The sequence below is a fragment of the Lysobacter enzymogenes genome, from assembly GCF_023617245.1.
GTDB classification, from domain to species: Bacteria; Pseudomonadota; Gammaproteobacteria; order Xanthomonadales; family Xanthomonadaceae; genus Lysobacter; species Lysobacter yananisis.
In genome coordinates this window covers 5,463,170-5,486,157 of record NZ_CP067396.1, presented here as the reverse complement: position 1 = coordinate 5,486,157, position 22,988 = coordinate 5,463,170, and the positions used below count along the sequence as shown (strand labels likewise).

The window sequence follows — 22,988 nt, the reverse complement described above, 5'->3', positions numbered from 1 at the left end:
GCTCAGGGCTGAGGGCCGCGGAGCGACCTGGCGCGCGGTGGGGGCGGAGCGGCCTCGGCGTGCAGGCGGTCCAGCGCGGCCAGGCCGGCGGGGCGCCCGCGGCGGTAGGGGCGCGCGGGCGGCGCGGCGTCGGCCAGGCGCACCTCGACCGCGGCCGCACGCAGGGTCCGCAGCAGGGCGAGGGCGGTGTCGATGCGGGCGAAGCGGCGGGCGCCGCCGCGTTTGGCGGTCAAGACGGCCTCGTGCAGGCCGTACTGCACCGACAGGACGTAGCCGTCGGTGCGGCCGTGCAGGATATAACCGCGCACAGCGCCGGCGTGGGCGAGTTCGATTAGCGTGGCCTGGGACAGCGCTTTCATCGCCGCGGGCGCCCGACACGATGGGATTCGGGAGACGCTACGCCCGGCTCTGGCCGCCGGCAAGGGCCGGGGCGGGCGCGTCGGCGGACATAACGCGAGACTCCGCGCACAGGCGCCGGCGGCGCCCGCGCCGCGCAACCCCGGGGCCGGCACCGCGCGATCGCCGATCCACGCACCCACGCCGCGTGGTGGGCGAGTACGAACGTCGCGCGGCGCAGCGCGGGTTCAGGCCGCGGGACCGCAGGCGAGTGTGCGGCGCAGCCGGCTAGCCGAGCCGGCTCGCCATCGTCGTTGCGACGACACACCCCACCACAATCCACAACCCCGAGCATCGAGCCGTGGCCATTAACGCCAGCCCGATCGCTGCGATGGCGACATCTACGGGGCCTCGCACGCCCTGTGTCCAGAGCGGATCGTAGAGTGCGGCCGCCAGCAGGCCCACGACCACCGCATTTACGCCGGCCATGGCGCGTGCGGCCCAGGGGCGCCGCGCCAGGCGGGCCCACAGGGGCAGCACGGCCAGAAGCAGCAGAAACCCCGGAAGAAACAGAGACAGCAGCGCCATGGCGGCTGCCACCGGCGTCGGAAGTCCCACCGGGATTTGCGCACCAAGAAAGGCCGACAGCGAGAACATGGGCCCCGGCACCGCCTGCGCGGCACCGTAGCCGGTCAGAAATCGCTCGGAGGCGACCCAGTGGGTGTCGACCAGCGATTGTTGCAGCAACGGCAATACGACGTGGCCGCCTCCGAACACCAAGGCGCCTGCTCGATAAAACGCCGCCGCCACGCCGGGAGCCGTTGGGCCGTGGTCGGCAGGAAGCAGCAAGGCCCCCATCAACCCGGCCGTGAACGTCGCCAGGGCCACGCCTGCCGCGCCGTAGCCATAGCGCACGGGAAACACCGCCGTTGTCGGGGCGATCACGTGCCGGCACAGCCACGGCCCCAGCACCCCTCCTAGCGCAATCGCGGCCAGTTGTGCCCAAGCGCTGCCCGTCAGCACGATCAGCGCCACTGCACCGGCCGCCAGCAGCGCTCTCGGCACGTCGGGCGTCAGGTGCCGCACCATGCCGATCAGGCCGTGCGCGACCACGACCACGGCGACCAGCTTCAGGCCGTGGACCGCCGCCCGACCCATGCCCTGGTCGAAATGCGGCGTCAGCGTGGCGAAGCCGAACATCAGCAGTGCGGACGGGAGGGTGAAGGCGAGAAAGGCCGCCAGCGCGCCGGCCCAGCCGGCACGGAACAAGCCGATCGCGAAGCCCATCTGGCTGCTTGCCGGACCCGGCAGGAACTGGCATACCGCGAGCAGTTGCGCAAATTGAGCCTCATCCAACCAGCGCCGACGCTCAACGAATTCCGTGCGAAAGTAGCCCAGGTGCGCGATAGGCCCGCCGAACGAGGTCAGCCCCAGCCGCAGGAACACCTGGAATACGCGCCATGCGCTGTCGTGCTTGTGGGAATCTTCCACCAACGTCAGATAGCCCCTTGTTGCATGCGCCGGGCCAGTGCCTCGGCACTCTCCTTGCGCTCGCTATACCGGTCCACGAGATAGGGGGCCGATTCGCGCGTGAGCAAGGTGAACTTCACCAGTTCTTCCATTACGTCCACGATGCGGTCGTAGTAGGGCGACGGTTTCATTCGCCCGGCGTCATCGAACTCTTGATAGGCCTTCGCCACCGAAGACTGGTTGGGGATCGTCAGCATCCGCATCCAACGCCCCAGCAAGCGCATCTGGTTGACCGCATTGAAGGATTGGGAACCACCGCAGACCTGCATCACCGCGAGCGTCTTGCCCTGAGTCGGTCGTACCGCCCCGACCGACAGCGGAATCCAATCGATCTGCGTCTTCATCAGGCCGGTCATGGCGCCGTGGCGTTCCGGCGAACTCCACACCATGCCCTCGGCCCATTGCACGAGTTCGTGCAGTTCTCGGACCTTAGGGTGATCGCTGGGCGCATCGTCTACGAGCGGCAAGCCCGAGGGATTGAACATCCGTGTTTCGCCGCCGAGCGCGCGCAGGATGCGGGCTGCTTCCTCGGCCGCGAGACGGCTGTAGGAGCGTTCGCGCAACGAGCCGTAGAGCAGCAGAAAACGCGGCGCATGGATGGCGCGGTTGAGCGAGAACAGGCGTTCGAGATCCGGCTGCGGAAACAGCGCGGCGTCGATGTTCGGCAGATCGATGCGGGCCTCAGGCACGGCGGCCCTCCGCGTTCACCACGGCCTCACCGTCTTGCTTGTGGAACGCGCCGCGCTGCGGTTGCGGCAGGAGGTCGAGCACGGCCTCCGATGGTCGGCACACGCGCGTGCCCAACGGTGTGACCACGATGGGGCGGTTGATGAGGATGGGGTGCTGGAGCATGGCGTCGATCGGTCGCTCGTCGCTCCATGTCGGGTCGTCCAGGCCGAGCTCGAGATAAGGCGTGCCTTTCACGCGCAGAACCGCCCGCACCGGAATGCCCATCGCAGCGACCAGGGCTTCCAGCGTGCCGCGGTCGGGTGGCGTTTTCAGGTACTCGACGATGGTCGGCTCGTCGCCACTGTTGCGGATCAACCCCAGGGCATTGCGCGAGGTCCCGCAGTCGGGATTGTGGTAGATGGTGATGTCGCTCATAAGTGCCGAAGTCCGGTTAGGTTGCGGAGCGGCGGCGGTCGTACCAGCCGCGCGATCGGTTGACCACGCGCACCACCAGCAGCATGACCGGCACTTCGATCAGTACGCCGACCACGGTGGCCAAGGCTGCGCCGGAGTGGAAGCCGAACAGGCTGATGGCCGCGGCCACGGCCAGTTCGAAGAAATTGCTTGCGCCGATCAATGCCGAAGGGCCGGCGACACTGTGCTGTTCGCCGGCTTGACGATTGAGCCAGTAGGCCAGGCCGGAATTGAAGAGCACCTGGATCAGGATCGGCACCGCCAGCAGGGCGATCACCAGCGGCTGTCGAAGGATCGCCTCGCCCTGGAACGCGAACAGCAAGACCAGCGTAAGCAACAGCGCCGCAATGGACAGCGGACCGATGCGCGCCAGCGCCCGGTCGAAAGCGGCCTGGCCTCGGCGCAACAGCGCCCGCCGCCAGAGCTGGGCGAAGATCACCGGGACGACGATGTAGAGCAGCACCGAGGTCAGCAGGGTGTCCCACGGTACCGTGATCGACGAAAGGCCCAGCAGCAGGCCGACGATCGGCGCAAAGGCGAACACCATGATGGTGTCGTTGAGCGCCACCTGTGACAGCGTGAACACCGGGTCGCCGCCGGTGAGCCGACTCCAGACGAAGACCATCGCTGTGCACGGGGCCGCGGCCAGGAGGATCAGACCGGCGATGTAGCTATCGAGTTGGTTGGCCGGCAGCCAGCCAGCGAAGAGGTGGCGGATGAAGATCCACGCCAGCAGCGCCATCGAAAACGGCTTCACCGCCCAATTGACGAACAGCGTGATGCCCACCCCGCGCCAGTGCTGGCGCACCTGGCTCAATGCGGCGAAATCCACCTTGAGCAGCATGGGCACGACCATCACCCAGATCAAAGCGCCCACTGGGAGATTGACTCGGGCGATTTCCAGTCGGCCTATGGCCTGGAATGTCGCCGGTGCGAGCTGGCCGGCGGCGATGCCGACGATGATGCACAGGGCGACCCACACGCTCAGGTACCGCTCGAAGCCGCTCATGGCCGGGGCGGGCGAGGCATGGCCGGTGGCTTCGCTGATCGTGGTCATGAGGGATTCCTCATCGATGGCCGATGTCGCGCAGCTCGTGCTGCAGCGACATGGCGTCCAGGCGGTGCAACGGCAGCGACAAGAACAGCTCGATGCGGCGTTTGAGCGTCAGCGCCGCATCCATAAAGGCCTTGCGCCGCCTCTCCTCACTGCCTTCGACGCCGGCCGGATCGGGTACACCCCAGTGCGCCGACACCGGCTTGCCCGGCCACAGCGGGCAGACTTCGCCGGCGGCGTTGTCGCAGACGGTGATGATGAAGTCCATGGCCGATGCGTTGGCGCCGGCGAACGCGTCCCAGCTTTTGCTTGAGAACCCTTCGGTTGCGCAACCGAAGTTGCGCAGTGTTTCAAGCGCGAGTGGATTCACACGTCCGGTGGGCTGGCTGCCGGCGCTGTAGCCCTGGAAGCGTCCGTTGGAAAGATGGGTCACCAAGCCCTCGGCGAGGATGCTGCGGGCGCTGTTGCCGGTGCACAGAAACAAGAGGTTGTAGGGGCGAGGGCTCATGGCGGGTCGAGGGGTTTGGTCCAGCAGGAGGCGGTGGCGGGGCACAGCGAACGGAATTGCGCTGTGGACTGGATCTGCGCCGGCATGTCGCCGCGCTCGGCCGGGACGTAGCCGCGTCGCGAGAAGAACGCCGCCGCGGTTTCGGTCAGCAGGACCAAGCGCAGCAGGCCGCGGGCGCGGGCATGCGCCTCCGCGCGCTCGACCAGCGCTTGGCCCAGACCGCGGCCGCGGCCGTTCGCGTCGACGGTCAGGGAGCGCAGCAAGCCGATGTCGCCGCAGGCTTGCACTGCAACCACACCCAATAGCGCTCCATCCAGCTCGGCCACGAGAAAATCGATCGTGTCGACTGCGATGTCTTCGACCGGGAGCGACGAGGCGGCGAGCAGCGCCCGCAGGGCTGGGTGGTCCGCCGCGGTTGCGGGTCGGATCGGGATCACGCGCTGCAGCCCAGGCTGGAGACGCGTACGCGCAAGCGATTCATCGGCGACTCCTTATCGCTTAGAGGGAGCGCAGGCCGACGCCGTGGCGTCGCACGGTGAACCTGCACAGCAGTTCTCGGTGAGGAAGGACAGCAGACCGTTCATCGCTTCGTAATGGGCGGAATAAATGACGAAACGCCCTTCCTGCCGCGACAGCGTCAGTCCGGCGTGAGTCAGTTCCTTCAGATGGAACGACAGCGTGGCCGGACTGATGTCCAACCGTTCGGCGATCTGTCCAGCGGGCAGGCCGTCGGTACCTTGTTCGACGAGTAGGCGGAACACCGAAAGCCGGGTTTCCTGGGCGAGGGCGGCGAGGAGGGTGACTGCGGATTTGATTTCCATAATCAAACAATAATCAAAATAACGGGCCTGCGCAAGGAAGATGATCGTTTGGCGAGCCGCTGCATAGAGTTCGAGTGGCGCCGCTCAACCCTATGGCTGCGTCCTCGCGCCTTTCCGCGACGCTACTCGGCCTCGCCGCCGTGATCCTGGCGGCGGTGGCCTGGAAACCGTGGCACTTGCCACGTCTGTCGGCACCCTCGGAGCTCGTCGACGAGGGGGCGCTCGGCGCGACACTGGGGGCGCAGGGCGCGGACGTCCCGACGGTCAGCGGCTAGGACCGCTTCGGCCTCTACCGGCAGGCACCCAACTATGTCAGCTGCCATGTCGACGGCACCGGCGGCGCCCAGTTGGAAATGCGCCTGGAGGGCCCGCAGGGCGCCGGCATAGCGTCGAAGCTCGCTCGTGCGTGATGCCACAATCGTGCCAGTGGTTAAAGCGGCCCTGCGGCAGCGTGCGTGGGCTAGCATGACGCGAGGCCCCGCGCATCGATGCGCAGGGCGGTGAAACCCCTGACACTCGCTCCGGGACCACCAGTGCGAGGCGCGCTACGGAGTATGCGATGTACGCCAAACGCCGTCAGGTATCGCTGCCTCTTGGGTGGCTAAGGTCAGCGGACCACGAGCACAGGGAGCACGCCAGCGGTAATGACCTTGCTGGTGACCGACCCTAGCAGCAAGCTCTTCAGCGCGGAACGCCCATGTGAGCCCATAACCGCCATGTCGCACTGCTCGCTGCGCGCGAACTTGGCGATGATCGCGGCCGGATCGCCCACCGCGGAACGCTCATCGAACTCGACCTTGGCCCGCTTGAGTGCCGCCCTGGCCTTGCTCAGCGCGTGACGAGCGTTCTCCGCGTGATAGCGCTCGACCTCCTTCGCGCCCAGGCTGACCGCGACGCTGCGCATCAGCGGCGGATCCGCATACAGCAACAGCAGTGGCGGGGGCGTGTCGAATTGAGCGGAAATTTTTGCCGCGTAGCGCACGGCACGCAGCGCGTTGTCGCTGCCATCCACGGCGACCAGGATTTTCATCTGTGTGCTCCGTTTCATGAAAGTAATGCGGATGTGGTTTCAGCGAACCCGCACGCGGTTGTCCACCGACCGAACCCCCGCCGTTAACCACGCCGCGTCCTCCACAGCATTGCGTGCGCGCCAGTCGGCGACTTTGCCCTTTAAGACGACCTGACCACTCTCGTCCACGGCCACGCGGATCCGCGCGGAGTCCATGTCGGCGCGGCGCCGCATTGCATCCTTGATTGCACGCTCTATATCCTGACGCCGGCCGACCTTGCGGATCTCGATCCGGTTATCGATTCCAGACACCCCGGCGAGCCGGCGTAGATCCTGTTCGACCCGGCTGCGCTGATACTGCCAATCCACGTCGCCGATCAGCGCCAAACGACCGTGCTCGACCGTGACCTTGATCGCGTCGCGCGGCAAGGTCGCATCCCAAGCCAAGACGTCCGTCGCGCGCTTGGCCAGCACTTCATCCTCGACACAGGCGGCGCTATCGCAGCGTACCTGAACGTCGACGATTACCCCGCGCACGCCTTTGACGCGCGCGGCGGCGTCCACCAGCGCATGCTTTTCGGCCAGGCTGTGCACGTGGCCGGTGAGGTGGACGATGCGGTCTTCCACGTGGACGCCGATACCACTGGCATCCACCCGCGGATCGAAGCTCATCTCTTGAATGACGTATCGACGCAGTTTCTCGCTGTTCACCGTCGCTCTCCCAGGGAGGTTCGGGACCATTGCGCGCCCACGTTGGGCATCGCGGCTTGATCCAGATCAAGTCGGGGAACGGCAGCAGGTACCTCATCAGCGCGTTTATTGATCCAGATCATGCTGGCTGGCCCCCGCAGGCGTGCAATGCGCTCGAACCGACCGCAGGAGAACCCGCCCATGTACAAGAGCTTGCTGCTTCCGCTGAGCGGCCACGACGGCGACGCCGATGCGCTGTATGTGGCCACCCGCTTGGCCGCCCTGCATGGCGCGCACCTGCAGGTGCTGGAGATGGTCGACCTGCCGCCGCCAATGGTGCATCCGTGGGGCATGATGCCGGACTTGGCCACGGTGCAATCGCACACCGAGTTACGCGAACATGGGCAGAGCCGCCTGGCCGCGTTGCGCGAGCGCTTGTCGATCGAGACCATCCGTTGGGATGCTCGGGTCACCGAAGCTCTCCACCTTAGCGCTCCACGCGTTGCTGCGCGTGAGGCATTCGACTGCGATCTGGTCGTGCTCGGCGGTGCGATTGGCGACACTCTTGAGGCGGCGGCGCCGCGCGAGTACTTCGCCGCGGCGCTATTCGAATCCGGCTGTCCGGTGCTGGTGGTGCCGCCGCGGTGTGACCCGGTGGTACCCATGCGCCGCGTCGTGATCGCCTGGCAGCCTACCCGCGAGGCGGCGCGCGCGGTGCGCGACGCGCTGCCCTTGCTGGCGACGGCCAAGTCAGTGGACGTACTGGCGATCGATGATGGCCGCGGTGTCGACGTCGAGCCGTCCGGCCGGCGCCTGATGGAGCATCTACGCCGCCACGGCGTGGATGCCTCGTGGGTCGCGCGCGCCGCGGGCGAGGATAGCGTCGCCTGCCGTGTGTTGGAGTTCGCACGGCTCAACGGAGCGCACTTAGTGATCGCCGGTGGCTACGGCCATTCGCGCCTACGCGAATGGGCGCTGGGCGGCGCCACGCGCGAGCTGTTGATCGCCGCCGACCTTCCGGTGTTGTACGCGCATTGAAATTGAACCGACCGTTGTTTCATCGCCGGAGCCTTGCCATGACGCATTGCCGCCCTAATCGCCCACAGGAATCGCCCGAACTCGCGCTACGCCGGCAATTGCGGTGGATCGAAGACGACGTGGTGTTTTCATTGTTCGACGTCCCGCCGGCGCCTGTCGTGGCCCAGGCCAACGCATCCCACGAACCGGGTCGTGGTGGGCGATGGCTTGCACGCTGCCGCGATTGGTGGCGGCGCCAGCGCCAAGCCCGGACCGACTCTCATCGATTCGAACGTGCTTCCGCGCCGCGCCGGAGACCGACATGACCGCCACTATGCTAGCCGCCGTTGCCTATACGCTGGGCGCACCTTTGCACCTGTCTGAACTGCCCGTGCCCACGCCCGGACGCGGCGAAGTGCTGGTGGAGATCCGCGCCAGCGGCGTGTGCCATACCGACTTGCACGCAGTGCGCGGCGATTGGCCGGTCAAGCCATCGCTCCCGTTTATCCCAGGCCACGAAGGTGCTGGCATTGTGGTTGCGCTCGGCCCGGGCGTGGAACACCTGCGGGTCGGCGATGCGGTCGGCATCGCCTGGCTGCACGATGCCTGCGGTCGCTGCGAGCACTGCATCGCAGGCTGGGAAAGTCTGTGCGAACGCCAGCGCAATAGCGGCTACAGCGTCAACGGCACGTTCGCTCAATATGCGCTGGCCCACGCCGATTACGTCGCGCGTCTGCCGCGCGACTGCGACTTCGCCGCGATCGCCCCGATCCTGTGCGCCGGCGTCACCAGCTACAAGGGCATTCGCGAGACCGACACGCGTCCGGGCCAGTGGTTGCTGGTGTCCGGTATCGGAGGCCTAGGCCATTTGGCGCTGCAGTACGGTCAGGCGATGGGCCTGCGTACGCTGGCCGTTGATGTGAGTGCGGCTAAGCTCGAACTGGCGCATTCGCTCGGCGCTGAAGCCGCGATTGACGCCGCCGCGCCCGACGCGGTGCAGACAGTGCTAGACATCACCGGAGGCGGCGTACACGGCGCGCTGGTCACCGCGATCGCGCCGCCGGCGTTCTCGCAAGCCTTGCGCATGGTGCGCAGGCGCGGCACGGTTAGTTTGGTCGGGCTACCGCCGGGCGAGTTTGCCTCTCCGATCTTCGATGTCGTGCTCAAGCGGATCACCCTGCGCGGCTCCATCGTCGGTGGGCGCCAGGATCTGGCCGAAGCGGTCGCCTTCGCGGTCGACGGCAAGGTCAGAGCCAGCATCGAGCGCTTCCGTCTGAGCGAGGTCAATGCCGTGCTCGGGCGCTTGCAGACCGGCGGCATCGAAGGCCGCGCGGTGCTAGAGCTGGGGGGCTGAGCCCGCGCCATGGCGCCGGTCGCGCTGCCGTCGTTCGTCGGCCTGGGGGTGGCGCTCGCGGTCGGCCTGCTGGTCGGATTGGAGCGCGAGCGCGCCCATCGCGGCCGCTCCGCGCGTCAACTCGCGGGCATACGCAGCTTCGCCCTGAGCGCGTTGATCGGGGCCACTGCGGTGCAACTGGGTCAAGTGGGTTTGCTGGTGGCCGGCGCGACCCTGGGGGCGCTGGTGGTCGCCGGCTACCTCGGCACCCGTCGGCGCGATCCCGGCCTGACCACCGAGGCGGCATGGCTGCTGACGTTCCTGATCGGCGCGCTAGCCATGCGCGAGGCTGCGGTGTCCGCCGCGCTCGGCGTGGCACTGGCGATCTTGCTGGCCGCGCGTGAGCACCTGCACCGCTTCAGCCGCCACTGGATCGGTCACGAGGAACTGCGTGGCCTGCTGCTGTTGGCCGCATGCGCGTTCATCGTCCTACCGCTGTTGCCGGATCGGGCGCTCGATCCGTGGGGCGCGATCAACCCCCATCAGCTGTGGACACTGGCGGTCGGGGTGATGATCGTCAGCGCGGCTGGCTATCTGGCGACGCGCGTGCTCGGCGCGCGCGCGGGGCTGCCGATCGCCGGCCTGGCGGGGGGATTCGTGTCCAGCACCGCCACGGTCGCGGCAATGGCGGAACGCGCGCGCATTCAGCCATCGCTTGCGCCCTTGGCGGCGAGTGCGGCGCTGATGTCCAACATCGCGACCGTGCTGCAACTGGCCCTGGTGCTGGGGCTGTTTTCGCCCGCCCTTCTGGCCTGGGCGGCACCGGCGCTGGCCGGCGCCGGCCTGGGTGCCCTGGCCGCCGCGTGGCTGGCCGCGCGCGCGGTTGCCCCCGACGCCGGTACCGGTGAGGCGGCGGCGGAGCGCCCGTACGATCCCTTGTCAGCGCTGCGGCTGTCGGCGTTGCTGGCCGGGGTTTTGATAGCCGCGTCATTGGCGCGCGCTTGGCTCGGCGCAGAAAGCCTGCCTTGGGTGCTGACCCTGGCCGGTCTGGCCGACGTGCACGCAGCCGCGGCGGCTGCGGCGCAAACGGTCGCGCAGGGCGGCCAGGCCGGTCCGGCTCAGTACGGACTACTCGGCGCGTTCGCGGTCAACGGCGCGGTGAAATGCCTAGTCGCGGTCACGCGCGGCAGCCGCGACTACGCGTGGCGAGTCGCCGTGGGCGTGGCGGCGATGCAAGTGGCGTTCGTCCTGGGCGCCGTCTTGGCAAGTCATTGAAGGCTTAGCTTTTGCGCGAGCGTGCGGCGAGCTCTTCGTAGCGGCGGCGGAATGCGTCAAGGCTCTCCTCATCGAGCTCCTCGATGTCCATGAGCGCGTTGTTGGCCTGTTCGGTCGCGCGGATGAGTTCGTCCAACTTGATCTGGATCGCCTCGGTATCCCGGCTCTGGGTGTTCTGGATTAAGAACACCATTAGGAAGGTGACGATGGTTGTGGCGGTATTGATCACCAGTTGCCATGTATCGGAAAAGCCGAATAGGGGGCCCGATGCCAACCAGGCGGCGATCGTGAGGGCCGCTAGACTGAATGCCGCTGGACGTCCCGCGAATCGCGAGGACAACTTGGCGAGGCGATCGAAAGTGTGGGCGACGGACATGGGAATGCTCCGACTGCGCGTTAGAGATCGATGCGGCGACGGCTAAAGTGGCAATTCGTACACAACCAGGGATGCGTCGCCTGGTTCGGCGCGGACACGAAACCCGAGGTACATCGCCAGTTCCCGCATGTCGGCGTTCTCGGCCATGTCGACCGAGTACATACGTTCGATCCCGCGAGCGCGCGCGATATCGATCAAGTGCCGCATCAGGGCGGTGCCCAGGCCTTGGCCTTGCCACTGATCGGCAACCACCACCGCGCATTCGCAGTTGACCGCGTCCGGATCCGAGCTGAAGCGCGCCGCGCCGACAATGCGCTCCGCATCGGCTTCGCAGGTCACAGCGACCAGCGCCGCGTCGTGGATGGGGTCGATATTCACCAGGCAATCGAGCATCCGCTCGCTGGGCGCGCTTATCTGTCCCAAGAACCGGTGGCGTCGCGACTCATCGGACAGGCCTGCAATGAAAGCGCGTTCGCTCTCTCGGTCCGCCGAAGCAATGGGGCGGATACGCACCCGGCTGCCGTCGCGAAGCGTCTGGCTCATTGCGGCATCGATGTCGGAGCAACGCCATGGACATCGTTCATGACTGCTTCTCGAAAGGAGGGTGAAAGAAGCTTGATCCCTCTGGGCGCTCAGTTATTGACATGGATCAAGCCCGCCGACGCATGGGTCTGATCCAAGTCAATAAAGTGCCCGGGCGACGAGAATAAGTGCGGCCTGAGTCCGACTGAGGCGACGCCGATGTACAAAGATCTTTTGCTGCCCATGATGTCTGGAAGAATTCCGGACCCCGCGCTACAAGCCGCGCGCACCTTGTGCAAGCAGTGGAACGCCCGCTTGACCGTGCTGGTCGGCGTCAGCCACGCGCAACCCGAACCGATGGCCTGGGAATACTTTTCCGGCAGCTTAGGATCGACGATGCAGGAATGCGCTGAGACTACCGTGCGCGCGATGGCTGAAGCAGCCGACGCCCGGCTGCGCGAAGCCGGCATCGAATACGAATCTGTCGAACGTCCCTGTCGTGGGCAACCCCTGCGCAAATGTGCATGGAGCACGCACGCTTGGCCGACGTAATCCTGCTCGAAGCCGACCCGCCCGGCGCATTGCACCCACACCGCTTGTTCGGGGAACTGGCCGCCAGCGGCGGCCGCCCGATCCTGTCGTTACCGACCGGTTCGGGAGCGATTGCAATGGAGCGAGCGCTAATTGCTTGGAACGCTACCCGGGAGGCTACGCGCGCGATCCACGACGCGATCCCTTGGCTGCAACGCATGCGCGCGGTGGAGATTTTGGTGGTCGAAGACGGTCGCTTCCAGGCGCACGCCCAGGATGCGCTGATCTGCGCGCACTTGCGAAGGCACGGCGTCGAAGCCCAGATCGTTCGCCGCAGCTCATCTGGAGGCGACGCAGGCCAAACAATCCGTGTCTATGCTGCGGAGAGCCGCACCGATCTGATCGTGGCCGGAGCTTACGGACATCCGCGCGTCATGGAAATGGTGTTTGGTGGGGCAACTCGGAGTCTCTTGGCGAATTCGCCAGCGCCCGTCTTCTTCTCCCGCTGACTGCCTGTTGGTACGTTAAATGAAGTCGATATTAGACTGCCGAGAGCTTGTTGGTCGCTTGAGGTCGTACGGTGCCTGAATGCTTTCGGCCCTGCGTCTTGGCCGTCCTAGCAAGGGGACCTCGGTGATCGGCGTCCGCCTGCTTAGGCCGGCTCTCGGCCCCGGTGCCACCCTGACGCGTCAGCCGGGGCGGGGCGCGGTCATTGGCCAGTCGTAGCCTGGGTCTGCCGTAGGGGGCTGCGGAGGCGGGCCATCATGATCTAAGATATCTGTGGATGATCGTAGGCAACCCTGGGTAATCAAGAGAGTTGGATTCCGGTTGCCCACGCTCCACCACGCCGTTACGTCAAACGGCTTTCCCCGCCTCTCCGCGCCTTACGAAAACGCCTTATTTTTGGCCTTTTCGTCGTGCGCCTGTGGTTTTGGAGAAAATGGCGCGCGCCAATTCTGGCGAAATTTTCGCCACTTTTTCTCCGTTTTCTCCGCGGCTGTGGACCGAAAACCACAGGCCCGAATTTTCGGGGACTTACGGATCAATGAGTTAGCTGTGGACTTGTCAAGCGAGTTTTTTCGCGATCAATATATCTGCAAAGACTCTAATGGCGGTCTAAAGGGGCGAGATACCGTGGACATCTTACCGATTAAGGATAGCGGTCTTTCCGCAACGGCTTATACGTTCTTCTTTTGGTTTTCGCGGTTTGAGTTCGCCCTGAAGCAGAACGGATATTTGAAGTCGCAAAAAACAGGTGACGACGCCGATCCGAGTTGGGCGCAATTTGAGAGGCAGCACCATGCTACCTACGTTCCGTCGACGAGGGACGCGCGTTGTTAGCCAGGCCTCCGAAACGTCAGGTTATAGGTAGCAACGGCGAGTTGGAGTGGAAAGATCTGGGAATGGGAAACTGTCGATCCGACCTCGACAAAGTTGTGCTGTGCGTCAAGCGCATTCGGAATAATCTCTTTCACGGCGGCAAACATGGAGGAGATGAGTGGGACGACCCTCAGCGAACTGAGCAACTACTGGTGCTGGGAATTGCGTTATTGGGGCAACTCGCGGTCCACGCGCAGCTTGAGAGTGACCTCAAAAGAGCGTATTGACGCGAGCGTCTAAGCTCACGTTTGTGTTGGGAAGCGCAAGAGCATTCAGGAACGGAGCAAAGATGTACGTGCATTTCCAGATACCGGAGCTGAAAATAGAATCAATGTCCTTTTCGATGTTCTGGTTAAAGTCATTGTTCGGAGGCGGGATTTCGAGCAACTTTGAGGTCAACTCGCTCGCGATCTTGTTTGTCCGCCTCACAGACGCGGCAGTCTTCGAATACTCGTCCGGTCGCGATGCATTTCTCACATTCTGGAACACGAATAGAGATCGAGTTAACCTCGGTGCCATGCATCGGGCATCGTCCTGCTTCGAGAATTGCCTTTCCAATGCGCACAGAGCCACGCTTGCCTTCAGCAGGCTCAGAAACCACCCAAGCGGTGATCCACTGAGTAAGGTGCTTCAAAGCTATAGACCAGAATTCATTCGCGAGAGTTATGCCGGGAAGCTCCGCGCGATGCGTAACGAGGTTCACCATACAGAGAGCAGCCTAATGAAGGGGCGGTTAGGGGCCCAAGTTCCGATTCTGCTCAAGCCCGATGGGATCGAAACAGCTCATCCGACGGAGGTCGGTCAAACTGATAAAACATTCGATCGCTTGGTCATTGGGCAGCATCAGATGCTGCTATCCGATATCGCTGCCGCGCTGGAGGAGATGGCGGACTACTGCAGAATCATCGGTGAAGCCCCTTCCGCCACGACAGGAGTTCCCGCTTCATGAGTCTGGAAAAGTCACTTTCAGTTTGGAGGGGTGTATGACGTATTACGCGTCTTATGGATTCAGTAGCTATGATGTTGCTGGCGCAGTCGCCGAAGCGGTTCTGCATGACATCCGTGTTAACTGCTTGGGTATCCAAGGGTTTCCGCAGATCCAAATTTCCCGCTCTGATGGATTTAAATTTGACGTTGCGCTTGGCTGGCATGATTCGGCCAAGTCATCAGTCAGATTCAGTTTGACACTGTCAGAAGCGCAGAGTGCGGTGAAGAAGTTCCGCGCTAAGGCCGGCTATGATCCGGCAATCTTCGACAGAGTGCAGGAAGCGCTCGCGAAGCTGGAAGGGGCGGTAAGCGAAGAGTTTCGGGCAAGGATCACCAGTGCGAGCGATGGTCCGCGGCTTGCTTGAGGGAGCGCGAGACATTTGTGAATTGGCCCGGCGTGTCGAGAGCGCGCGCATGACTTCAGCTACGGGGCAGCCGGAATAGAGATGGCCGCTCCTCGACTCGCAAAGCGTCCGTTTTATCGGCTCGCCTCGCGAAGCTGAGGCGTCAGCTGTTCTTGACGAGTGTCCGCTTACCGATTGAGTTGGTCTTCCGAGCAGTAGGCTTGGCCAAGCCGGGAATCAGGAAATCAGCGGGGTGCTGGCCAAACCTGACGTTCTTAGCTAACCAACGCGGCATGCTCCCTCGGCCTGACCAAGTGTTGCGCTCGTTGTCTGAGGCGCGGTACTTGGGCGCGACCTTGGTCGGCTTACGACGTGCTCCCCGCTTCCGTCGAGTCGGTGAGCTGCCGACTGATCGCCGAAGCCCTCGCTCTACCCGAGAACTAAGGTGAGAGGCTGGCCTTCCCGGTGACTTACGTTCAACAGGATAGCTACGGACTTGTCAAGCGAGTTTTTTCGCGATCAACTCAGCTTTCGATAAGTCGTCGGCGCTTTCCTGTGAGTGATTAGCCGTTGGGCAAACGCCATCTACAGTTGCATAAATAGACGCCTGACGCTGTGGTGACTATTCGACGGTCGCCTTTGCCGAGCATTAAGTTAGGAAAAAACTCCCCGGCATAGCCGGGGAGTTTCTTGCGCCCGAATTAGGGTAGCCTATACGGGCCAATATCAAAATTCGCAAATAAAACCCTCACATGTCCTTCGATGCCGAGGTGAACTCCATCAGAAAGATCGATGGTGAACGTCGTGCTTACTTTATACTTGCTTACATTAATCTCCTCCGTTCTTGATAGCACACCATCCTTGAATCGGATCTCGGTCTTATCGAGTGTTATGCCTACTATTTTAAAAGTACCGGTAAGGAGATACTCGTTATTACTAGGATTGGTCACTTGTCCATGCAATGATCCGAAGGGTATGGGCACATCGAAGTCAATAGGAAATGTGGATTCACCGCTTGTTGAAGTGGATGTCACGCCGTACGCTTGAGCTCCAGGCGGAGCCAGAACTGAACGTGCGCTATCATTGCGCCGATATTGATCTACGAGCTCTTTCGCAAAAGCATCCGCGAATTCCGCATCCTGCGAAAAATTAGGGTGTTCTTCGCGATGATTTTCTATTGCCTCAAGAGCAACGAACCGCGCAAAATCCGATATCGAATCCTTCGAGACGGAACGATCGTCCATTTTGATCTCCATGCTTGTGAAGTGAGGTTGCGCGCCATCTTGGCTAGTCTTGGTTCGCGCGGAGTTAATCCTATCCCTGACTGCCGACTCTTGGATGAGCCTGCGATCACCGTGAAAGTTGGATGGGCATATACTTTGGGTGCTATAGCGCCTTCTGCGGGGCAGCCAGGGCTAGAACTGTAGTGACGCGCGTTTTCTGTCACCGAATGTTTTTATCTGTACAGATAAACACTTTCCGGCGCGTATACATATAAATAGTCGGCGGCCGACAGTCTCCTTATGCGGCGAGCGACGTTTCTTATTTTGGCAATCGCATTTACTATCTACGCCCAGCCTAGAAGCAAAACAGCAGCGATGCCGCCGGCATCGCCGATCTGGAATTATAGGAGCCCTAGTCTCGCCCAAATCCAGGGTAGTATCGCGGCAACTCCCTTTTTACCGCGGCGAATCGAGAGGCCCGCGGGCGGCTTGCCTCGCAGGCCGCGCGCCGCAGCCGGCCGGCGCCTCGCGGCATCGACGCGCAGACGGTGGAGCGAACTGGCGGGGATCCCTAATGCGAAGCCACTTCGCGGCTCGACTTGGATGAAGGATTCTGTGTCATCACTTCTTAACGAGCGTCCTTTTGCCTATGGAGCTCGTCGTGCGCCAGTTGGTTTCGCGATGCCCGGAATCAGAAAGTCAGTAGCGTGCTGCCCGAACCGGATCTTCTTGGTTAGCCAACGCGGCATGCTCCCTCGGCCTGACCAGGTGTTGAGCTCGTTGTCTGGGTCGCGGTACTAAGGCGAGACCTTGGTGGCCTTCCGACGTGCTCTTCGTTTCCGCCGTGTCGGCTGCGTTTCCGGCTGATCGCCAAAGAGTTCCTCGATTGTGTAGCCGTTGCGAGCTGCGAGCGCGACTGCCTGCTTGCGCACCGATGGCAGCGGGGCGGCGTTTTGATAGAAGCTGCTTCCTCTTCTCTGCGGCAACCAGCAGGGAAGTCACGTCGCGCAGGCTGAGCTTTTCGATTTCGATATGCATGCCGTCCAGGTCGGCTGCACCTTTAGGCTCAAGCGGCGCTACCGAAGACCGAATCGCCGAACCGGCCATCGTTCTGTTGCTCGGCTATATTAGAAGGTCTTCCCAGGTCACTCTCACGGCGTCAACGCATGCAGGCGATTTCGACAGTTCTCCGAAACAGAATGTGGCTTGGCTTCTTAGTGTTGTGCGCCGCGCTCTTGACCGAAGGCTGCACTCGCGCGAACACCCAGACGAAAGATCTGGGGGCTGATGTTGACGACGTCGCCGCTAACCTGATCAAGCAGCCTTTGCTCCACTCGGCCTCGATCGGGGTCGTGTACCGGGGCAAGGAGATCGTTCGCCATCGTGGTGACATGCGATCCGGCCAGAAGAACCCGCCGACGGATGCAACGCTTTACGAGATCGGCTCGCTAAGCAAGACGCTCGCCGGGACCCTGATGGCCAAGGCCGTTGTGGAGCGCAAGGTGAGTCTCGACGACGATATCCGAATGTATCTGAGCGAGGCGTACCCGAATCTGCAGTACAAGGGTGAGCCCATTCGCATCCGCCACCTGTTGTCCCACACCAGTGGCCTGCCGAACATGTTGCCTGAGCGCGCAAATGTAGTGCTCGCTGACTTTACCGACCGACGCACGCCTGGTGAACTCAATGTCGTCTATGCGCATTACGGCCAAGCGGAGTTCTTCAAGGACCTTCACACCGTCGATATTCCACGGGGCCCCGGAAAGAAGTACGCCTACTCCAGTGCCGGCACGGAGCTGACGGCGCATATTCTCGAAACGGTTTACAAGCGCGACTACGAGTCGCTGCTACGCGAATTCTTCCACGACTCGGCGGCGATAACCGATACCCGCATCCGGCTGAGCGGTCCAGAAGCGAGCCGGCTGGCGATCGGCTACCACAGCGACAATCCCGTTCCGACCACGCCGATGCCGCAGCTGCCTTGGGGCGCATCCGGGAACGTGAAGGCAACCGTCCCGGACATGATGAAGTACCTAAAATTCCAGTTGGCTAATGGCCCCGTCGTTAAGGAGTCGCATCGTCCCCTGGTCGAATTCGATTCCGAGTTCAGCATCGGCTATTTCTGGAACATCGTCGCTGGCGATAGCTTGAAGGGCGTCTATTACGCGCATCATGGCGGCGTGCCACGCTCGCAGTGCTACATCTATATCGTGCCGAAATACGATCTGGGCATCTTCGTCATTACTAATCAGAGCGGTGACCAGACCGCAAACTATATGGAAGCGGCGATCGATACGCTCGTGGAGAGAATCGCGGCACGGGAAAACATCGCGAGTTAGAAGCGCGAGTCGCGAGCCTTCGGCCAGTAATAACTGGCGCGCAGTCACTTGGGTTTTCGGTAGCGTCGTGGACAACATGCCTGCCCGCGAGCCTCCTGCGAAGCGGCGATGCGGGGCGGACGAGCGCACCGAGCGGCTTGACCGACCCAGCCTACTCCGGCTGCGAGTCGCTGGGATGGTGAACGCCATCGCTGACCAGCACCGGATCGAGCAATAGCGGATCAACGCCTTCCAGACAACCGACGTTGACGCCGTATTCGTTGGGATCGGAGCGCCGCTGGTGATGGGTATAGACGCCGCACACCGAGCAGAAGTAATGCTTGGCCGTTCGGGTATGGAACTGGTAGAGCCTCAGCGCTGCGTGTCCCCGAACGACTCGCAGATCGGGCAGTGGCACCGTTGCCGCAATTGCGCCCCGGCGGCGGCATAGCGAACAGTCGCAACGCTGCGGATCGACGATGCCGTGCGGCAGCCGCAGCTCCAGTTCCACCGCGCCGCAATGGCAGGTGGCGCGGTGGATCGGTCCGATCGTCGTGCCGCCGACGGATCGAATGCGTGTTGCGCTCACGAAGCCTTTCCTTCGCCGCGGAAGCGCCGGCTGCGCCAGGCCAGCATCTGTCCGACCACCGCGGTCGCCAGCAGGCAACTGTTGGTGACGACGAATACCCAGTTGTCGAGCAGGACGCTGTACACCACAAATCCCAGCGAGGCCGCACATTGTCCGATGAACAGCCAGCTCGACACGCCCTCCTGATCTGGGCTGCGGGCTTGCTTGACGATTTGGCGCACCAAGGTGGCGATCAGCACAGCGGAGGACATCCATCCGATCCAGTCCGATTGCATGGGACCAAAAGCCTCCAGTCTTGGGCGTATGGCGGGGCCCGTTCCACCGAGGGGCGTGAATCCGGCAGACGGCGGTCGTCACTGTGCTTTCCCGCGGTTCGTAGCCGCTGCCGCGGTCGTCAAATACGCTGCAACGCCCATGGTTAGGGATCTGCGAAGGCGACCGCCCGCCGCGAAGACGTCGAACGAACACCCGCCGGGCGATGAAGCTACACCGGCTGGCACGGCCATTGAGGTGGGCATGGGAATCCTGGAACGAAAGCGTTGGACGCGGCGGCAGGTCGGCGCCTGGTTGCTCGGCGCTGTCCTGACGACCGCCTTGGTGGCATGGATCGCGGTGAACTTGGCCGGTCCGGAAAAGCGCATTCACCGCCTGCCGGAGCACCGCTACGGAGTGGAAGATCCGCAGTTCCGGCGCGAAATGTCGATCATGCTCGGGCCGGGCATCGTCGCCGGCAATGAAGTCGTGGATCTGCAGAACGGCGACGAGATCTTCCCGGCGATGCTGGAGGCGATTGCGGCGGCGCGGCGTTCGATCACCTTCGAGACTTACATCTATTGGTCAGGCGAGGTCGGCCGGCGTTTCAGCCGTGCGCTGGCCGAGCGCGCGCGCGCCGGCGTCGAGGTGCGCCTGACCGTCGACTGGCTCGGCAGCGCCAAGATGGATGCGGACTTGCTCGATGAGATGCGCAGCGCCGGGGTGCAGATCGAGCGCTATCGCCCGTTGGACTGGTACAGCTGGGACCGGTTCAATAACCGGACCCATCGCAAGCTCCTGGTGGTCGACGGCGCCGTGGCCTTCACCGGCGGTGTCGGCATCGCCGATCAGTGGCGGGGACATGCGCAGGACCCCGAGCATTGGCGCGAGGCGCATTTCCGCCTGCGTGGTCCGGCGGCCGGCCAGTTCCAGGCCGCCTTCAACAACAACTGGATCAAGATGACCGGCCGGCCTCTCTCAGGGCCGGCCTATTTCCCGTCGTTGGCGCCGGTCGGCGGCGTCGACGCGCAGATGTTTCTCAGTTCGCCCACCAGCGGCAGCGAGAGCATGCATCTGATGTACTTGATGGCGCTCACCGCCGCGCGGCGTTCGATCGATCTGTCTGCGTCGTATTTCGTTCCGGACGAACTCATCGTGCAAGCGCTGCTGCGCGCGCGCTTGCGCGGCGTGCGCGTACGCATCCTGGTCCCCGGCGAGCACACCGATTCGGAAACCGTAAGGCTCGCGTCAAAGGCGCAATGGGGCGCCCTACTCGCGGCGGGCGTCGAATTCCACGAATATCGGCCGACGATGATGCATGTGAAGATGTTGATCGTGGACGACTACCTGGTGTCGGTTGGTTCGACCAATTTCGACATCCGATCGTTCCGGCTTAACGATGAGGCCAGCCTCAACGTGTACGACCGTGGATTCGCCCAGCGCATGCGCAGGGTGTTCGAGAGCGATCTGGCTCGGTCCAGCCCCTACACGCGCGACGCGTGGCTGCAACGGCCCTGGCATCAGCGCGTCCGCGAGGCCTTGGTCCGCCCTTTGCGTTCGCAGCTGTAAGGCAGGCGTGCGGTGGCTCGGTGATCGGCTTGCGATCGCGGTGGCTGAGGTGCGCGCATCGGTCGAAATGCCGATGATTGCTCACCGGTCGTCCATTCTAGGAACCGCGGGTCGTCATGAAGGCGTCGCCGCGGCAGTCGGGTCTCCGCCGGCGCAACCTGTCACGGATGCAGCGAACGCGACTGCGCGCAGCGCGCGTGCACCGACTGCTTGAGTACCGCGAGGGCCACCGCAGTGCGGCGCCGGCTCGGTGCGGCGACGCAATCGGCGGGTATCCGCACCGTCAGGTCGCGCATGTGCGCATCGATCGCGGTGGCTGCGATGCATACATCGGTCGAAATGCCGGTGATGGCCACTTCGCGGCAGCCGCAATGCTCAAGAAGCACCGCCAGCGGCGTGGAATGAAAGGCCGACTGTTTGGGCTTGAGCACGTAGAAGTCGTCCGCCTCCGGCGCCAGCAAGTCCGCTATCGGCGCGCCGCGGCAAGACTCGTGGCGGCAGACCGCGACCAGTTCGCGGAAATCGGCATGCCACTGGCCGAAGTTGTCGTTGGCGTAGATCACCGGCGCGCCGACGCGGCGGAAGCGACGTTTCAGCGCGGCGATACGGCGCGCGGCCGGCAGCGCCTGCTTGAGCAGCGCCTGCCCGTCCGCGAAATCGAGGAAGTTGAACATGTCGACGATCAGCAGGGCGATCTGGGGCGGGGCGGCGTTCGTCATCGGTCATCGATTCCGCGACGGCTCGGGCGTTGGCGAAAGCAAGCTTTTGGAAAAGCTGCCTCCGGACAGGTTAGCGCGCCGCGAAGAGTGGGGCGACCGCGCTGGATTCACGTGATCGGAAGAAGTACGGCGTTATTTTCGATGCCCTGTCCATTGGGAGCAATCGACGATGGCCAAAAAACCTACCCGTTCCAAAGGCGGTGCATCGGATCACCTCGTCCAGGCCAGTGCCACTTCGCAGCGGCAGCAGGCCATTCAGGCCGACGTGGAGCGCAAGGACGCCAGGAAGGCGGGGAGTTCGGGCAAGCGGGAGCCGGTCCAGGCCGGGCCTCGGCAACATCCCGAAAATCCGCTGCCCAAGCAGCATCAGTCCAAGCCCGGCCACGAGCACCTGCTCGAGCCCGCGCCGGAATTCCTCGCGCGCGACTATCGCGGCAGCGGCAAGCTCGATGGGAAGGTCGCTCTGGTGACGGGCGGCGACTCGGGCATCGGCCGCGCGGTCGCGGTGCTGTACGCGCGCGAAGGCGCGGACGTGGCGATCGTCTACCTGAGCGAACACCAGGACGCACACGACACCCGCGCCTGCATTGAGGAAGAAGGCCGGCGGAGCCTGGCCATCAGCGGCGATGTACGCGATTCGCGGTTCTGCGCGGATGCGGTCGCGCAGGTCGTCGATGCCTTCGGCCGACTCGACATTCTGGTCAACAACGCCGCGTTCCAGGAGCACAGCGACACGCTCGAGGATCTCAGCGACGCACATCTGCAGGAAACGTTGCAGACCAACATCGCCGGCTACTTTTACATGGCGCGCGCCGCCTTGGCGCACCTGCCGCGCGGCGGCGCCATCATCAACACCGGTTCGGAAACCGGCCTTTTCGGCAACGCGCGTTTACTGGATTACTCGGCCACCAAGGGCGCGATCCACGCCTTCACCAAGTCGCTGGCCAGTCAATTGCTGCCTCGCGGTATCCGAGTCAACGCCGTCGCGCCAGGACCGGTATGGACGCCCCTCAACCCTGCCGACCGCTCTGCGGAAGAAATCGCCAAGTTCGGTCGCGACAGCGACATGGGGCGCCCGGCTCAGCCCGAGGAGATTTCGCCCGCCTATGTCTTCCTCGCGTCGGCGGTGATGTCGTCGTATATCAATGGCGTGGTCTTGCCGGTCATGGGAGGACCGCATGGATAACGACGCGGTCGCGAACAAAGGCGTGTCGACGGGATGCTCTGCTCAGGCAGCCCTCCGCGTAGTCCGATGGCCTGAGCCGGAATGTTCCAGCTCGTTCGCTACCCGCTTCACTTCGGCATTCTAGGTGAATACTTCAGGTTCGATGCGAGACGGCATCCGTCGAGGTGACGAAAACCTTCGCATCGCAGCGCGCCAGGTTAAGAACCCTTCGCTCCGTCGCGACGCGCGCTACATGAGCGTTCGACGAATCTTCGCCCCGTGCGGACAATTTGGATC

At 63.6% G+C, this 22,988-nt stretch carries 28 protein-coding genes; 10 read left to right on the top strand and 18 right to left on the bottom strand.

Features of this window, described 5'->3' with window-relative positions; translation table 11 throughout:
* Nucleotides 1-2: 2 nt before the first annotated feature.
* The 10 genes from JHW41_RS22760 to JHW41_RS22715 form a co-directional block, all read right to left on the bottom strand.
* On the bottom strand, nucleotides 3-359 hold the full coding sequence (locus JHW41_RS22760) for a hypothetical protein (RefSeq protein ID WP_057948719.1): 357 nt from the start codon (nucleotides 357-359) through the stop codon (nucleotides 3-5).
* Nucleotides 360-624: 265 nt separating this feature from the next.
* A complete protein-coding gene (gene chrA, locus JHW41_RS22755; protein WP_250451193.1) occupies nucleotides 625-1,827 on the bottom strand; it encodes a chromate efflux transporter in 1,203 nt (400 codons plus the stop codon).
* Between the two features lie 5 nt (nucleotides 1,828-1,832).
* Complete coding sequence (gene arsH, locus JHW41_RS22750; RefSeq protein WP_284499511.1) at nucleotides 1,833-2,555, bottom strand: arsenical resistance protein ArsH; 723 nt, start codon at nucleotides 2,553-2,555, stop codon at nucleotides 1,833-1,835.
* Complete coding sequence (gene arsC, locus JHW41_RS22745) at nucleotides 2,548-2,970, bottom strand: arsenate reductase (glutaredoxin) (protein ID WP_250447636.1); 423 nt, start codon at nucleotides 2,968-2,970, stop codon at nucleotides 2,548-2,550. The genes arsH and arsC overlap by 8 nt, the downstream gene beginning before the upstream one ends.
* A gap of 16 nt (nucleotides 2,971-2,986) precedes the next feature.
* Entirely contained in the window at nucleotides 2,987-4,018 is a 1,032-nt protein-coding gene (arsB, locus tag JHW41_RS22740) for an ACR3 family arsenite efflux transporter (RefSeq protein WP_428995590.1), read from the bottom strand.
* A 58-nt stretch (nucleotides 4,019-4,076) separates the two neighbouring features.
* Nucleotides 4,077-4,571 (bottom strand): arsenate reductase ArsC, encoded by a 495-nt coding sequence (locus tag JHW41_RS22735; RefSeq protein WP_250447631.1) that lies wholly within the window; start codon nucleotides 4,569-4,571, stop codon nucleotides 4,077-4,079.
* Nucleotides 4,568-5,008 carry an arsenic resistance N-acetyltransferase ArsN2 gene (arsN2, locus tag JHW41_RS22730; protein WP_250447629.1) on the bottom strand — a complete coding sequence of 147 codons (441 nt, stop codon included), beginning with the start codon at nucleotides 5,006-5,008 and terminating at the stop codon, nucleotides 4,568-4,570. The genes JHW41_RS22735 and arsN2 overlap by 4 nt, the downstream gene beginning before the upstream one ends.
* A gap of 54 nt (nucleotides 5,009-5,062) precedes the next feature.
* Entirely contained in the window at nucleotides 5,063-5,392 is a 330-nt protein-coding gene (locus tag JHW41_RS22725) for an ArsR/SmtB family transcription factor (protein WP_057950246.1), read from the bottom strand.
* 607 nt (nucleotides 5,393-5,999) lie between these two features.
* Nucleotides 6,000-6,422 (bottom strand): universal stress protein, encoded by a 423-nt coding sequence (locus JHW41_RS22720; protein ID WP_250447624.1) that lies wholly within the window; start codon nucleotides 6,420-6,422, stop codon nucleotides 6,000-6,002.
* 39 nt (nucleotides 6,423-6,461) lie between these two features.
* On the bottom strand, nucleotides 6,462-7,112 hold the full coding sequence (locus JHW41_RS22715; RefSeq protein ID WP_250447621.1) for a BON domain-containing protein: 651 nt from the start codon (nucleotides 7,110-7,112) through the stop codon (nucleotides 6,462-6,464).
* Between the two features lie 180 nt (nucleotides 7,113-7,292).
* On the opposite strand from JHW41_RS22715, the gene JHW41_RS22710 reads away from it, so the two are divergent.
* The 3 genes from JHW41_RS22710 to JHW41_RS22700 all read left to right on the top strand — a co-directional run bounded on the left by JHW41_RS22710 (nucleotide 7,293) and on the right by JHW41_RS22700 (nucleotide 10,716).
* Nucleotides 7,293-8,129, top strand: a complete 837-nt coding sequence (locus tag JHW41_RS22710; protein ID WP_250447619.1) for a universal stress protein — start codon at nucleotides 7,293-7,295, stop codon at nucleotides 8,127-8,129.
* A gap of 301 nt (nucleotides 8,130-8,430) precedes the next feature.
* Complete coding sequence (locus JHW41_RS22705; RefSeq protein WP_250447616.1) at nucleotides 8,431-9,462, top strand: zinc-dependent alcohol dehydrogenase; 1,032 nt, start codon at nucleotides 8,431-8,433, stop codon at nucleotides 9,460-9,462.
* Nucleotides 9,463-9,471: 9 nt separating this feature from the next.
* Nucleotides 9,472-10,716, top strand: coding sequence for an MgtC/SapB family protein (locus JHW41_RS22700; protein ID WP_250447613.1), 1,245 nt, complete (start codon nucleotides 9,472-9,474; stop codon nucleotides 10,714-10,716).
* A 4-nt stretch (nucleotides 10,717-10,720) separates the two neighbouring features.
* On the opposite strand, the gene JHW41_RS22695 is transcribed toward JHW41_RS22700, so the two are convergent.
* Both JHW41_RS22695 and JHW41_RS22690 read right to left on the bottom strand, forming a co-directional pair.
* On the bottom strand, nucleotides 10,721-11,092 hold the full coding sequence (locus tag JHW41_RS22695; protein WP_057948708.1) for a low affinity iron permease family protein: 372 nt from the start codon (nucleotides 11,090-11,092) through the stop codon (nucleotides 10,721-10,723).
* Between the two features lie 42 nt (nucleotides 11,093-11,134).
* Nucleotides 11,135-11,635, bottom strand: a complete 501-nt coding sequence (locus JHW41_RS22690; protein ID WP_250447611.1) for a GNAT family N-acetyltransferase — start codon at nucleotides 11,633-11,635, stop codon at nucleotides 11,135-11,137.
* A 198-nt stretch (nucleotides 11,636-11,833) separates the two neighbouring features.
* Here JHW41_RS22690 and JHW41_RS22685 point away from each other — a divergent pair, with 198 nt between their 5' ends.
* The 4 genes from JHW41_RS22685 to JHW41_RS22670 all read left to right on the top strand — a co-directional run bounded on the left by JHW41_RS22685 (nucleotide 11,834) and on the right by JHW41_RS22670 (nucleotide 14,877).
* Nucleotides 11,834-12,166 carry a hypothetical protein gene (locus JHW41_RS22685; protein WP_250447606.1) on the top strand — a complete coding sequence of 111 codons (333 nt, stop codon included), beginning with the start codon at nucleotides 11,834-11,836 and terminating at the stop codon, nucleotides 12,164-12,166.
* Entirely contained in the window at nucleotides 12,154-12,654 is a 501-nt protein-coding gene (locus tag JHW41_RS22680; RefSeq protein WP_250447601.1) for a universal stress protein, read from the top strand. The genes JHW41_RS22685 and JHW41_RS22680 overlap by 13 nt, the downstream gene beginning before the upstream one ends.
* A 1,160-nt stretch (nucleotides 12,655-13,814) precedes the next feature.
* Nucleotides 13,815-14,474, top strand: coding sequence for a hypothetical protein (locus JHW41_RS22675; RefSeq protein WP_250447599.1), 660 nt, complete (start codon nucleotides 13,815-13,817; stop codon nucleotides 14,472-14,474).
* A gap of 34 nt (nucleotides 14,475-14,508) precedes the next feature.
* On the top strand, nucleotides 14,509-14,877 hold the full coding sequence (locus tag JHW41_RS22670) for a hypothetical protein (RefSeq protein ID WP_250447597.1): 369 nt from the start codon (nucleotides 14,509-14,511) through the stop codon (nucleotides 14,875-14,877).
* 142 nt (nucleotides 14,878-15,019) lie between these two features.
* On the opposite strand, the gene JHW41_RS27630 is transcribed toward JHW41_RS22670, so the two are convergent.
* From JHW41_RS27630 to JHW41_RS22655, 3 genes are all read right to left on the bottom strand, one after another.
* Nucleotides 15,020-15,151: a hypothetical protein gene (locus JHW41_RS27630; protein ID WP_428995417.1), complete on the bottom strand. Its 132-nt coding sequence runs from the start codon at nucleotides 15,149-15,151 to the stop codon at nucleotides 15,020-15,022.
* A gap of 406 nt (nucleotides 15,152-15,557) precedes the next feature.
* A complete protein-coding gene (locus tag JHW41_RS22660; protein WP_250447594.1) occupies nucleotides 15,558-16,100 on the bottom strand; it encodes a hypothetical protein in 543 nt (180 codons plus the stop codon).
* A 626-nt stretch (nucleotides 16,101-16,726) separates the two neighbouring features.
* Entirely contained in the window at nucleotides 16,727-16,828 is a 102-nt protein-coding gene (locus tag JHW41_RS22655; protein ID WP_428995416.1) for a hypothetical protein, read from the bottom strand.
* Nucleotides 16,829-17,245: 417 nt separating this feature from the next.
* Here JHW41_RS22655 and JHW41_RS22650 point away from each other — a divergent pair, with 417 nt between their 5' ends.
* Complete coding sequence (locus JHW41_RS22650) at nucleotides 17,246-18,418, top strand: serine hydrolase domain-containing protein (RefSeq protein ID WP_250447591.1); 1,173 nt, start codon at nucleotides 17,246-17,248, stop codon at nucleotides 18,416-18,418.
* A gap of 151 nt (nucleotides 18,419-18,569) precedes the next feature.
* On the opposite strand, the gene JHW41_RS22645 is transcribed toward JHW41_RS22650, so the two are convergent.
* The gene (locus tag JHW41_RS22645) at nucleotides 18,570-18,986 is read right to left on the bottom strand and encodes a GFA family protein (RefSeq protein ID WP_250447588.1); all 417 of its coding nucleotides are present in this window, start codon (nucleotides 18,984-18,986) and stop codon (nucleotides 18,570-18,572) included.
* On the bottom strand, nucleotides 18,983-19,261 hold the full coding sequence (locus JHW41_RS22640; RefSeq protein WP_250447585.1) for a hypothetical protein: 279 nt from the start codon (nucleotides 19,259-19,261) through the stop codon (nucleotides 18,983-18,985). Before JHW41_RS22640 ends, JHW41_RS22645 begins: the two co-directional genes overlap by 4 nt.
* A 241-nt stretch (nucleotides 19,262-19,502) precedes the next feature.
* Between JHW41_RS22640 and JHW41_RS22635 the strand changes: the two genes are divergently transcribed.
* Nucleotides 19,503-20,807 (top strand): phospholipase D-like domain-containing protein, encoded by a 1,305-nt coding sequence (locus JHW41_RS22635; protein ID WP_250447582.1) that lies wholly within the window; start codon nucleotides 19,503-19,505, stop codon nucleotides 20,805-20,807.
* A 161-nt stretch (nucleotides 20,808-20,968) separates the two neighbouring features.
* On the opposite strand, the gene JHW41_RS22630 is transcribed toward JHW41_RS22635, so the two are convergent.
* Nucleotides 20,969-21,526, bottom strand: a complete 558-nt coding sequence (locus tag JHW41_RS22630) for a cysteine hydrolase family protein (RefSeq protein ID WP_250447581.1) — start codon at nucleotides 21,524-21,526, stop codon at nucleotides 20,969-20,971.
* Between the two features lie 169 nt (nucleotides 21,527-21,695).
* On the opposite strand from JHW41_RS22630, the gene JHW41_RS22625 reads away from it, so the two are divergent.
* Nucleotides 21,696-22,712 carry an SDR family oxidoreductase gene (locus tag JHW41_RS22625; protein WP_250447578.1) on the top strand — a complete coding sequence of 339 codons (1,017 nt, stop codon included), beginning with the start codon at nucleotides 21,696-21,698 and terminating at the stop codon, nucleotides 22,710-22,712.
* The last annotated feature ends 276 nt before the right edge of the window (nucleotides 22,713-22,988 follow it).